Origin of the sequence: Rahnella sp. JUb53, assembly GCF_004346065.1 — a bacterium.
GTDB lineage: Bacteria > Pseudomonadota > Gammaproteobacteria > Enterobacterales > Enterobacteriaceae > Rahnella > Rahnella variigena.
This window is the reverse complement of sequence record NZ_SLYT01000004.1, coordinates 261,035-273,681: the sequence shown is the minus strand read 5'-3', so window position 1 is coordinate 273,681 and position 12,647 is coordinate 261,035. Positions and strand designations below refer to the sequence as shown.

Here is a 12,647-nt window from a genome sequence, read left to right as displayed (position 1 = left end):
CAAAAAAACCAAATGTTTAGTAGGTGTTAAATGTCTGATCGACTTTTAATTGCTGTGCTCGGAAATCGGGATTCAGGAAAATCCACAACGTGGAACCGGCTCTTCGACGGTACGGTGAAAACCGGAAAAAACAAACGCCGCCTCTATCTCAATGGCGCACAATGGGTTGAAGTTTTTCTCGTGAGTGGTTCGCCTGAAGAAAGAGAAATGTATGTCAGTGAAATACTTCCACCAGAATCCTTACCTCAAATTGTTCTCTGTTCAACCCAGTATCGTGAAGATGTACGAGAAACTTTCGACTTTTTCTTTCACGAAGGCTATGAAGTATTTGTTCAGTGGTTGAATCCAGGCTTCGACGATAACAGCTCATATGAAGATAACTTTGAGCTGCGAGATTATCTGTTGAAGAATGGTGCTACCTTGCAGGTCAGGAATGGACAGATAAACGAGGCCCCGCGTGTAAAAGAACTCCGCCAATTCATATTGGGGTGGGCTTCATATCGTAATTTAGTCAGGACTGATTTTCCGTGAAGCTGTTATAACACCAAACATAGCTGTAAAGCCTCCTGTAACGCCTCCTAAGAGGCTTTCTCAATAAAAATGATAATGGTATGGCTTTCAAATTTGAATTGCTTAGAATGGCTCTGGTGAGCGATTGTGATACGGCAAATGAAGTCATTTCAAAAAAATAATTATCAAACTAAGGATTATGAGGGCGTAGCCCGAATTCATCGAGGCGAAGCCGAAGATGATTGGTAGTTTTGGGGTATGGGTAGTTTAGTAATATATATATTTTATATAAGAGAAAACTACCCATAATAGCCTGCTTTTTGAACGATTTAGTTATCAATTAACCATTCAGGATATTCACTTGTTCGCTTCGCTCACTGCGTGAAACTCGGCTACGCCTCGTAGTTGAAATTATTTCAATCACCAATCTAAATCATTTCAGAAAAACTTAAATCCGAGCGAAGCGAGATCATCGAGGCGAAGCCGAAGATGACAATTACCATTCTTAATCATTTCAGAAAAATCATTTCAGTTACCAATCTTAATCATTCAATTCATAGAATGATTAACTAGCGCTTCGCGCACTCGCTTCGCTCGTCTTTTTTGATTTTGATTTTATACGTGAGGGCGTAGCCCGAACTCAGTGATTTCTAAGAATTGCTTATATTATTATCTTGCCGGATCCCTCGTACTGCAAGGGCTGCGGACGACCTAGAGTAACGGCGCGAAACGGTAGAATGCGGCCTGCGAGCTATCTAGAGTAACGGCAAAAAAAGCTGCGAGCTATCTAGAGTAACGGATGAAAACGATAGGGCAGTAACTAAGCGCAACAATTCCGCTTTCAAATCCCTTCCCACCAAACGCCTTTCAATGCTTCCCGATAAATACCTCTATTAGGGAGCCTCGCCATGAAAACCAAACTTCTCACCATACTAAAAAACGCACAAAAATTTATTTTACCACCGCCTGTCCTGACTCCTTCCGAATGGGTGAAGGCCAATTTGATTTTTCCTGATGGACCAAAAGCCGGTCGCCCAATGACTTTGTACTCTTTTCAGGAAGGGATGATCGATGTCATAAACGAAAAGAAGCGAAAAATCGTTCTCATGACCAGCGCGCAGGTTGGGAAAACCACCATTCTGAACGGGATTCTTTTCTTCAAGACCGCAAATAATCCCGGCAACGCTGGTGTACTGCAAGCGACCGGCAAAGAAACATCACAATGGTTGGCTGGCAAGATCCGACCAATGATTGATGCTTCACCAGAAATGCAAAAGTACATTACTGACAAGAACGATCGGAATGCTGTGAACAACACGTCACAGGTACAGCTTCGGAATGGTGGGTTCTGGTACTTCATGTCTCTGAACAGCCCTAGCCATCTTCGCGGTAAAACGCTTCCCTTGATGCTTCTGGATGAAGTAGACGCTGTTGAAACCGAATCTGATGAAGGCAACCCAATCATTATCGCTGAACAGCGTGCAACTACGTTCGGTGAGGATGCCCGAATTGTTATTTGTTCAACACCAACAGGCAAATCGGGGGCAATCAATAAAGAGTACGAAGCCAGCGACAAGAGGAAGTTTCATGTTCCATGCCCGAATTGCGGTCATTCTCAAGAAATGATCTGGGAGAACGTGAAGTTTGACTGGAAAGTAATTGAAGGTAAATCTGTTCCAGATCCGACAACTGCGAAATACCAGTGTCCTGAATGCGAACATGCGTTCACTGAGGGCGACCGTTTACGTGCAGTGAAAAATGGGGAGTGGGTCGTAACCAACCCTGACAGTAACGTAGTAGGGTTCCACATCAACCGACTTTACAGCCCTATGAGCACGATCAAATCGGTAGTGGAAGATTACAGCGCTGCCTTCCAGACGTTTAGCCTCAGTACGTTTTACAACACTGCACTCGGCATTCCGTACGACAGCCTGAACGAAGATGTAGAACTTTCAGCCATCGACAAACTGAAAACGGCTATTGGAATCGAAAATATTCCGGATGACGTTTTGTTTCTCACCGCAGGGATTGACCAACAGCAAGACCGTCTTGAAATCACTACGATGGGTCATGCTCAGGATAAGGTTTACGTACTGGATCATCGTTCCTTTTACGACGTTAACGTGAATGTCTTGGAATCGAAAGCTTACCGCGAGTTACTGGCGTTCCTCAAAGCCCCATTTAAGACTGTTTCAGGCCGAAGGGTTTTAATGGCTCGGGCAAATATCGATAGCGGTAACGGGCAGGCCACAAAGACTGTATACCGGTTCTCGAGTACGTGGGCAAACATCAAATCGATCAAGGGTCATAACCAAGTCGATGCGCCTTATATCCCTGTAAAGATTACAAAGACTGGTGGATATGAGTTGTACATGTTGGGAGTCAACCAAGGCAAAAACATTGTCCGTGAATTGATCAACCGCAATACCAAATCCAATGTGCATAAATCTGAAACCCTTGAGATTTCCGACAGCGTACCAGACGACTATAACGAACAGCTTATGTCTGAGGAATTAAAGCGATCTGGTAACACGGTACGTTGGGAGAAAAAACAAGGCGTATCACGAAATGAAACACTGGACTGTTTCGTATATGCATACGCTGCTCGCCGACAAGTTGCAGACGAAATAAAGTGGCATGAATGGCGAAAGATGGCGAATAAAAACCAGCCCATAAATAAAGTCACGGAACAGCCTCTAAACTATGCCCACGACGTTTTAAAAGAAAAGGTGCCTGAGACTACACCTAAATTGGATAAACCTTATTCCAAGCCTATGAGTCGTCCCAAACCCGCAAGAAAAAGAGGTTGGTTGTAACGGCGGTATAAATAGAATATATCTCTAAGGAACTTCACGATGAAAGAAATTTACATCGGCGAAGACCTTCAAATTCAAAACGATGATTTAGTTTCAATCACTATTGGTTCTGAGAAAACAGTCATATTCGCCGGTGATAATTGTCCCGCCAATATGAAAATTTCCACCGATGGGTTTAAAGCCGGTTCTTATTCAATCGTGATTATGAAACACGGTACATTCGTTTCTACTGAATTATTGAAAGTCAAATCGCCATTTATAAAAGAAAACAAAAATAATCAATTGCGCGAAATGATCAATTCTATCGATTCATTGATCACTGCCCGTATGACGAATAATGAAGACGCGATTCAGCAAATGACCATCAATGGAAAGAGTTTCGTTTATGAAACGCTCGAGTCGTTAATGATTGCACGCAGCAAGTTTGTCAAAGATTTAACAAATTCATTGCAAGCCGATGAAATTAAAAAAGGCAAGTCGCCTATCACAACCATTAAAGCGAGATTTAGAAATGCTGGGAATTGAAAAATTATTCGCTCGCTTTAAGCGTGTGGAACATAAGCAACAGAAAACTGTAAGCCGCAAAAATAAACTGATTATTGATAACGGTGAATCGTTCGAAAAATATTTGATGAAACGTACTATTGGAGTTTCAACCAGCCGATTAGATGGTGATTTCCAAGAACAGATGATCACTGGAAGCATTAATAAAGCGATTCGTGCCAGCGCTGTGCAGGTTCGTGATCAGTCTCGAACCATTGCTGTGAATAGTCCATTTGGTAAACGAGCAGTGCAATACCAAATTGATAATATCATCGGTGCAGATGGAATTAATCCACAACCCCGAGTTATGGATAATAAGGGTAACCTGAATAAAGTTGTAAACGATGAAATCTTGCGGGCTTTCCAGCATTGGAGTTTCAGCCGAGAACGGTTTAGTCGTAATGGACGGATGAACTTTCGAACATTCAGCCAATTGATCGAACGTGCACGAATGACGGATGGTGAAGTCTTTATCCGAATTCATGAAGGTGACGAATTCAAAATTGAACTTATTGAAGCTGAACGCTGTGAGTATGGTCAGTCAGAATTATGCGAAAACGGTAATACCATTCTGAACGGTATCGAATACGACGTTGAAAGTGGTAAGGCCGTAAGATATTGGTTTACCCAATACGATTTTATGAACCAGTGTAAAACTGGCGGTCGTTATGGCGTACCGGCATCTGAATGTATCCATTATTACAGTGAGATGTTTGTCGGACAGCTTCGCGGGATCCCAGAATTTGTAGCGAATATTTCAACCCTGATCCAATACGACGCTTACAGCAAAGCAACACTCGTTCAGAAGCGAGCTGCTGCTTCATCAATGGGTTTCATCACCCAAGACAAAGACAGCGCCACTCCAATGGATCTGGGGCTTGATGGCGAAGAAGATGACCAGTACGAACCTCCTGAAATTATCCAGGAATTTGAGGCCGGAACTATCCATAAATTGCCTGCTGGTATGGATGTGAAGCAGTTCACGACTACTCAGGGTGGTGATGGCTTCGATACATTCAGTTCGAAACTGGAAGGGCAGATGGCGATGGGCTTTGGCTTCTATAAGCAAGGCTGGCTGGGAGATACCGCTGGAGTGAACTATTCATCTGCACGGTTCGGTGATATGGCTCAACGCCAGTTATTCCGCAGTATCCAACGAACGTTGCAGGAAGTTGTCCTTGAGGTGATCTACGAACGATGGCTGGCATGGGCGATTCTGACCGATAAGTTAGATATTCCAATGACGAAAGTTCATGAAATTATTAATTCGACAACGTGGACAGTTCCGAAATACGAAAGTGTTGATCCGCAGAAAGACGTTAATACAGAAATTGCGAAAGTAGAGTCAGGTTTCAAATCACGATCAGATGTAATCCTTGAGTCTGGGCAAGATCCTCAAAGTGTGTTTGCACAGATTGATTCTGAAAAAAATCTCTATGTTCCGAAACAGGCAAATAAAGTCGAGGTTGCACAAGCCCCTATTGCCGAAGTTGAAGACACATAAAATCGCACCATAAATAAAACTATACAAGCGAGAGGCGAAATCCTTTCGATATTTTTAAGGAATTGCCATGTTGAAATTACGCCGTGATTTCACCGCGCAGGATATTTCTGAATCAGAAGGTGGTGTGTTTGAAATTGCCTTTTCTTCTGAAACTCCTGTAGTGCGTGAAATTACTGATGATTACGGGCAGGTACGAGAAGTAAAAGAAATTCTTGTACATGACTCGATCGAAAATGCAGATCTATCTCGTCTAAATAACAATGCAGCATTACTTTTTAACCACGACTTCAACCAGCATCTTGGGATCGTTATTCCGAACTCTGTTCGAATTGATTCAGATCGCATTGGTCGAGCAAAAGTTAAATTCAGCCAGCATGGTGAACTGGCGCAGGAAATTTCTGCAAAGGTAAAGGAAGGTACTGTTTCCAAAATTTCATTTGGATATGACCTCGTTGAATATCACTTAGAGGGTGACGATTTATTTGTCACTAAATGGGCACCGTATGAAATTTCTTTCGTTACTGTTCCAGCCGACGACAAAGTAGGTTTGGGACGCGCTCTAAATACAAATGAATCAAGTGCAGATGCACAAAAAAATAAAAAAACCAAGGAAATGAAAATGACCAAAGCCATTAAAGATATGTCCATCGAAGAATTGCAGGACATGACTATCGCAGAAATTGAAGCGCTGTCTGATGAAGATCGTGCGAAGCGTGAAGAAGCAATCACAGAGAAGCCAGAAGAACGAGCTAAACGCGAAGAAGAAGAAACAGCCGCTGCGGCTGATAAAGCCGAAGCTGATGAATTGACCGACGAAGAACGAGAAGAAGAAAACGAAGAAATTCTCGAAATTGCTGAACGTTATAAGGTTCCTCAAAAAGAAGTCGCTCGTGCACTTTCTAAAAATCTGACTGCCCGACAGTTCAAACGTTCTATTAAACCTCAAGCCTCAACGGTGATCACCAAAATGAATAAAGATACAAAAGATAATCTGGAGAAGCGTTATTCTCTGGACAACGTTGCCCGTGCGCTTGCGGAAGGCAAAACCCTGCGTGGTGCAGAAGCTGAATATTCTCAGGAAATGGCTCGTAAAGCTATGCAGCGTGGACGTATTGCGCGTTCTAACGGTGCTTTCATTCCAGTTCAAGCTTTGCGTGCTGCATCTGCTGGTAACACCACTGCAAGTCTGGCAAAAGTGACCGACGAAGTTATTCGTTACGATTCCTTTGTCGAACTTCTGATGGAAAAATCAGTATTGGGTCAACTGAATGTTAACACCCTGACAGGTCTGAAAAACCCTGTGGCAATTCCACGCATGACCAGTTCAAGCGTCGAAAGCTTCGGTTTCGTCTCCGAGAACGGTGTGAGTCCAGAAGGCAAAAGCGGTTTTGACAATATCCCGATGTCTCCACGCACGTTCACCGGTGGTAACCCGATTAGCCGTCAGTCTATGCTGACTGTTCCAAATATCGGCTCTTTCATTGCAGATCACATCGTTAAAGCTTCCCGTATCAAACTGGAAAAAATGATTTTCTCTGCTGTTGCCAATGCCAACGCTCGCGATGGTCTGGTGAAACTGCTGGTAGATGCGGGTCGCGTTAAAACAGGTCAAATGACTTACAAAGCATTCTTGGCTGCTGTTGCTGAACTGACTGACTCCGGCGTTGATGCTGTGACCATTAAGTTTGTGATGCGTGGTGCACTTGCTTCCGAGCTGAAATCAACCCTGCGTGATAGCAATGTTCACGATTACATTATCTCTGACGACAATAAACTCGGCGGTAGCGATGTAGTTTCGAGCGGTGTTGTTGAAGCTGGTTCCGTCATTGCCGGTGACTTCTCCGGTCTGACGATTGCTGAATGGGAAGGTCTGGAACTGGATCTGGATGATACCACTTATCGAAACCAAGGCGCTGTAGTTCCACGTGTATGGGTCGATATGGATTGGGCTGTTACTCAACCTGACTCATTGGTTGTTATGCAAGTTCCTGCTGCTGGTAAATAAAAAGGGGACTCTTCGGAGTCCCTTTTTGCATTTATAACAATCCTAAATAATCAAACATAGGAGAATTATTATGTTTGATTTCAGCAAAAAAAGTCGTGAGTCATTCCTCAAACGGATGGGACATGATTTAAAAATAAAAAAAGAGTCTGGTTGGGTAAATATTCGTGCTATTCCAGAACGAAAATTAATCGATACGGAAAATGAAGTAAGTGCAACGATTTACATTACAGCCGATGCCGATGAAGTATTACAAGGGAATCATATTTTGCTCAATGGCGAAGTTTTCGAAATTTCATATATCGACAACGATCTCTCAGGGTTGGTTGATTGTTATCTTTCTTTAATTGGAGATGAAAATGGCCGCACCAGCAAATACGTCTAAAATGCCTCGGGTAATGTTCAAAGAAATGATTGAGAAAGTGTTAAAGCAATCGGGAGTCAGAGTTGTTGAAGATGGTTTTAAAACCGGCGTCCAAAAACAAGTTCAGGCAATGGTTACACAAACAGAAGAGACATATGAACGCCCGCAATTGAATTCTTCTGCTTTGATAGCAACACTCAATATCACCACTAATATTTTCAGTGAAATAAACGAAACTGGTGTGCATGAAGCTATTTTAAAATTAATGGAATTAAACGCTTCAAGTCCCAATCTCCCGACGTACAGAATAAAGTCATTCAAACCTACATCAAGCGGGACGCAATACGTTTCTGAGTCTTCTCAGGGGCATGTTGACGCTTATATTACACTCGAAATAATCTATTTTATGTAAGGATAAAATAATGGCCGAGAAACAAGATATTTTTACGGGATCCCGTGTTGATGTGTCATTCACATTAAACACTGATTCCGATACCGCAGGTTTCTATGATCAAGGGTATGTTGTCATCCCTGAACTTGCTGCATTTCCGCAGGTGGCAATCAATACCAATATGCAAGAGATTGAGGTTTATGATCAGGATTATTCTGCACGACTCTCCGGTGACAAACAGATTCAAGAAACGACGTTAGTTGTTAACGAAATCCCCAGCGATCCGATTCAAGGAACATTAATACAAGCCGCAGAGGACAAGACTCTCGTTCGATTCAAAAACTTTTACGTGATCGATACAGGTGAAAGTTCGACGAACAGTGAGCAAGGGGTATACCAAATATATGACGCTTACGTATCGGGCTATACCAGAACAGGCTCTAATTCTTCTGCAACTCAGTTGAGTTTTACTTTGCAGCCTACTGGCGCAATTCTCGCTCAAGGTGTTGCTGAGACAGGTGATGTGGTTAGACAGGGTGATTATGGTGTCGGTGCCGGTGTTGACGGTTTTCCTGGTCCAAAGGATACGCTGTCACTGTTTGGCAATTCATGGCGAACCGCTTTGGCATCAAGTTCCGATAACCCTTTTGGTGCTGATACGACAATTATTCACAGCCAGCCCAATAAAAGTACAGCATGGCAAATTGCAGCATCAACAACCGGCTTTCCTGACTTACGGATCAGAAACATTCAGGACAATGGCAGCGCGGTAGTAAAATCACCGTGGATCCGCGTAATCACTGAGAATAACTTACCGAAACCATCTGATATCAACGCTGTTGCCAAGACTGGCGACACAATGACTGGTGATTTGAAGATTCAGAAAGCTGACGCATTCCTGTACTTGAACGGGTCAACAGTCCATGGAAATTCCGCTGGGAGCCTTATTTTGGGCGCACCAAAGCAATCGATATTGTTACGTCCGAATGGTGATGCATCCACTTCAAACCAAGTGCAGATCGGTATAGATGGAACAGTGACAGGCCAACGGGTTTTCCTGACGGCTGCGCAATCTACAGACGTGAGGGCGTCAACACGCAAAGATTACGTCGATGGTGAGATCCTTAAACAGGTATCTAAATCTGGGGATGTGATGACGGGGGATTTGACAGTTCCCAATTTGAAATCCAAGACGACGCAAGTCACTGGCACTGGTGAGACAGCATTTACACCAACCGTCGCAGGTGGATACACGACGTATGATTACAAGGGTTCGAGCGGTACGGACTTTATTACTCACAAGGGAACTGGTACTGGTGGCTTTAGTTTCTGGAATGGGGATTCTGCAAAGCTTGACAAGATTTTCAGTATCACCCCGACAGGAACCATTGTATTCAACGGGGCAGAAGTGTCAGGACAAATTCAGGTTAAAGTGGGTGGCGTTCGTTTATCAAACAACGTGACGTTAGATGGACTGATGACAACAGGCACAGCGACCAGAATTGCAGGTATCACGACTGATGACAAAATTGGGTTAGGTTCTGCTGGCGGTGATATAGTTATTTTATCCAAAACAACCTCTAATCCTGTTGTACGGAAAGGTTCAACTGATTACGTGATATATCATGAAGGGAACAAACCGACGCCTGTTGAAATTGGTGCAATCGCTCTGAACTCTGTTGTAGATTTTGGAACGTTTTAGAATGCCATAAATACGATAATACAACAATGAAGGTATTATCATGGCAAATATTTCAAAATTACAATTTCTACGAACAGAAACAGCCAAGAAAGTCCCGACTGCTGCTCAATTAGATGAAGGATCGTTAGCGATTAATATTGCCGACAAAAATATTTTCACGAAAGACAGTAAAGGGGCTATTGTCCAGTTAGGATATTCACAGTCTGAAACAGACGCTAAGTATGCTCTTAAAACAACCACCATCAACGGGAAACCTTTATCCGGTAATATTACACTGAATTCGAATGACACCGGTTCATTAGCAATCTCTAACCGCTTTTCTGAATTATCAGGGCAGGGGATTATTAATTTAAAGGCGATGCTCGATAATATTGAAGTGGAATCGATGCGTCCTATGCCTTTAGAGCAATTCCAAGGTACGGGCGTTGTAATCACTTCTTTAGGTGACACACGATTAACTGAAAAGAATCAGACAGTCACTATCAATAGCAGCGGCATCACAGATGGACCAATTGGGTATAGTTCTCAATTATCGGCATCTGTTCTTGTTAATATCCGCAGGGCTTATAACGCGGGTATGGTGTTAGCTCAATACCTATATACCAATGGAGGCGTCTCGTTCGTTCGTACATCAGGAAGTATTACAACAGTAGGTGATTGGAAATGGAACGGTTTGACATCTGGTGCAGATGCAAATGGTTGGAGAAAGAATTTTGACTCTGCTGTTTTACCATCTTTAGCTGAATTAGGTGCGGCAAAATCTGGCGTTAACTCTGATATTACTCAAATGAATGGTTTGACACTAGTTCGTGGCGGAGATACAAGTTTTGATGGTAGTGTTTATCAAATTGGTGCAGCTCGCACATTCCAGAACAACTATCGTATTGGTCTGATTCGTGAGGCTAATCCAAATGGTAATGTTAATCCTTATATCACTTTTGTTCAGAAAGATATTGGTGATGGTGATTTATTGCCTAAATCAAACCGTGTTATTGGCCGAATAGAATCAAAAGTCGCTTCAACAACGACTGACGACTACGGTGGTCGTGCAATCGCAGCATATCAATCATGGTTAGACCCTGCTGGTAATGGTATTACCCAGATGGCAACGTATGATGCCAATGGCGCCAATACAATGATCGATCTGTATTCTGCTACTGGTAATATCGGAATCAAAAACCGCGACATCAATGGTCAGACTACGTTCCAAGGCACGGCATACATTGGCTCATTGACAAATTTAACCAATGCTCCGGCGAATGGGCAATATTTGCTTGGTGTAGCGACCCGTGATACAGGAACGAGTGGCGCAGCGAGTACATATATTGGTCATAACGGCGGTACGGCTGATGCACCTGTTTATAGTCATTATTTCCGTGGTAAAGGCACTACTTCGGTTGATACACAATTAGGTTTACGAGTTGCGAAGGACACCAACCTATTAGGCGCATTGAATGTAACCGGTGAATCAAGTTTTGCTAAGACCAATGTCAGTGGCGTATTAACTGCAAACTCTTTAAATCTTACAAATAACTTAAGCATTTCTAATGGTGGCACAGGTGCAGCTACAGCACCCGCAGCACGTACTAACCTTGGATTAGGTACAGCAGCGATTGTTAATACCGGCACAAGTGGTGCGACGATACCACTACTAAGCACTGCTAATACATGGTCAGCTACTCAGGCATTTGGAAATATCTCAGTAGGTGCAGCTAATACGGGTTCTACTGGACTTGAATTAGGTTCAACTACTACAGCAGGATCTTCATTTATTGATTTCCATAGCTCAGGTACTACAAGTGATTTTGATGCTCGTATTATTTCAACGGGTGGTTCTTCAACAACACTCGGTAAATTAGGAGTATCGGCATTCGGATTAACATTAACTGATGCATCTAACGTAGGTGGGTTTGTTTCAACCAGTGGCACTAAAAATGGATTTAATACATATCGTCTTGCTACATCAACTGGTAAGTCTGTATTCCAACGTTGGGATGGTAACGACTGGTACTTTATGATCTCAGATACAGTTGATGGTTCATATAATGGATTACGCCCTATACGTATTTCAGGTACTACAGGTGGAGCAGAATTCCAAAGCGTTAGATCTGTAGGTGATATTATTGGTGCAAGTGGTGTTATCGGTACTTATGCAACATCATCAGCCGCTAACTGTCACTATGTATTCAGGAATCCTGGCGGTGATAACCGTGCTATTATCTATTGTGAACAGTATGGATTTATTAACTTCCAAGCTGGTGTAACATCAACAACAGGTAATCAGTCCACTTTCCAAATGGCTCCTACTGGTATTTTCAATGCTCCTAATGGTAGTCAGTCTGTTAATGGTCGGGTAAGGGCATTTTCCAATGTTGCTTCTACATACCTTGAAGTATTTGTCGATGGTAATTCCAAAGGTATTAACTTCTTTGACTCAGACGAGACATTAAAAGAAAATATTGAAAACGCCGACAGTAAGAAAGCATTAGACATTATCGAAAACATCCGTCCAGTATCGTATAAGTTTAAAGACTACAACTATACAACTACAGAAAAAGATGATGAAGGTAATGATGTAGAAGTAAATAACGTACAGAAAGGCGGTGAACACCAATATGGTGTAATTGCTCAGGAATTTGAAAAACTTTTACCAGAAGGTGTAATCACTCATGCTGATGGTAAGAAAGCTTTAGATCCGCTTGAAGTTCTCGGTTTATTAATGACCACTTGTCATGAACAACAAAAAATAATTAAGCAACTTCAATCAGATGTTGAAGAATTGAAAAAATAAAGAAATGCCGTTTTCGGACGGCAT

Annotated in this window: 9 protein-coding genes; all 9 read left to right on the top strand. The window is 42.6% G+C overall.

The genetic code is table 11. The features are described 5' to 3' along the window. Window positions 1–30 precede the first annotated feature (30 nt). The 9 genes from EC840_RS11800 (at window position 31) to EC840_RS11760 (ending at window position 12,623) form a co-directional block, all read left to right on the top strand. Entirely contained in the window at window positions 31–531 is a 501-nt protein-coding gene (locus EC840_RS11800; protein WP_132965460.1) for a hypothetical protein, read from the top strand. 887 nt (window positions 532–1,418) lie between these two features. Then, complete coding sequence (locus EC840_RS11795) at window positions 1,419–3,326, top strand: terminase gpA endonuclease subunit (protein WP_132965458.1); 1,908 nt, start codon at window positions 1,419–1,421, stop codon at window positions 3,324–3,326. Window positions 3,327–3,365: 39 nt separating this feature from the next. Then, window positions 3,366–3,851: a hypothetical protein gene (locus EC840_RS11790; RefSeq protein WP_132965456.1), complete on the top strand. Its 486-nt coding sequence runs from the start codon at window positions 3,366–3,368 to the stop codon at window positions 3,849–3,851. After that, complete coding sequence (locus EC840_RS11785; RefSeq protein ID WP_165929028.1) at window positions 3,838–5,373, top strand: phage portal protein; 1,536 nt, start codon at window positions 3,838–3,840, stop codon at window positions 5,371–5,373. Before EC840_RS11790 ends, EC840_RS11785 begins: the two co-directional genes overlap by 14 nt. Window positions 5,374–5,440: 67 nt before the next feature. Continuing rightward, a complete protein-coding gene (locus tag EC840_RS11780) occupies window positions 5,441–7,378 on the top strand; it encodes a phage major capsid protein (RefSeq protein WP_132965452.1) in 1,938 nt (645 codons plus the stop codon). 70 nt (window positions 7,379–7,448) lie between these two features. Beyond that, a complete protein-coding gene (locus EC840_RS11775; protein ID WP_132965450.1) occupies window positions 7,449–7,760 on the top strand; it encodes a hypothetical protein in 312 nt (103 codons plus the stop codon). Next, window positions 7,735–8,151, top strand: coding sequence for a hypothetical protein (locus EC840_RS11770; RefSeq protein ID WP_132965448.1), 417 nt, complete (start codon window positions 7,735–7,737; stop codon window positions 8,149–8,151). Before EC840_RS11775 ends, EC840_RS11770 begins: the two co-directional genes overlap by 26 nt. Window positions 8,152–8,161: 10 nt before the next feature. Further along, window positions 8,162–9,832 carry a hypothetical protein gene (locus EC840_RS11765; protein ID WP_132965446.1) on the top strand — a complete coding sequence of 557 codons (1,671 nt, stop codon included), beginning with the start codon at window positions 8,162–8,164 and terminating at the stop codon, window positions 9,830–9,832. Between the two features lie 40 nt (window positions 9,833–9,872). Continuing rightward, complete coding sequence (locus EC840_RS11760) at window positions 9,873–12,623, top strand: tail fiber domain-containing protein (RefSeq protein ID WP_132965444.1); 2,751 nt, start codon at window positions 9,873–9,875, stop codon at window positions 12,621–12,623. Window positions 12,624–12,647 lie beyond the last annotated feature (24 nt).

What these genes read in the sequence shown, in the direction of transcription:
- EC840_RS11800 (WP_132965460.1), top strand. Translation starts at nt 31, where the DNA reads ATGTCTGATCGACTTTTAATTGCTGTGCTCGGAAATCGGGATTCAGGA.
- EC840_RS11795 (WP_132965458.1), top strand. Translation starts at nt 1,419, where the DNA reads ATGAAAACCAAACTTCTCACCATACTAAAAAACGCACAAAAATTTATT.
- EC840_RS11790 (WP_132965456.1), top strand. Translation starts at nt 3,366, where the DNA reads ATGAAAGAAATTTACATCGGCGAAGACCTTCAAATTCAAAACGATGAT.
- EC840_RS11785 (WP_165929028.1), top strand. Translation starts at nt 3,838, where the DNA reads ATGCTGGGAATTGAAAAATTATTCGCTCGCTTTAAGCGTGTGGAACAT.
- EC840_RS11780 (WP_132965452.1), top strand. Translation starts at nt 5,441, where the DNA reads ATGTTGAAATTACGCCGTGATTTCACCGCGCAGGATATTTCTGAATCA.
- EC840_RS11775 (WP_132965450.1), top strand. Translation starts at nt 7,449, where the DNA reads ATGTTTGATTTCAGCAAAAAAAGTCGTGAGTCATTCCTCAAACGGATG.
- EC840_RS11770 (WP_132965448.1), top strand. Translation starts at nt 7,735, where the DNA reads ATGGCCGCACCAGCAAATACGTCTAAAATGCCTCGGGTAATGTTCAAA.
- EC840_RS11765 (WP_132965446.1), top strand. Translation starts at nt 8,162, where the DNA reads ATGGCCGAGAAACAAGATATTTTTACGGGATCCCGTGTTGATGTGTCA.
- EC840_RS11760 (WP_132965444.1), top strand. Translation starts at nt 9,873, where the DNA reads ATGGCAAATATTTCAAAATTACAATTTCTACGAACAGAAACAGCCAAG.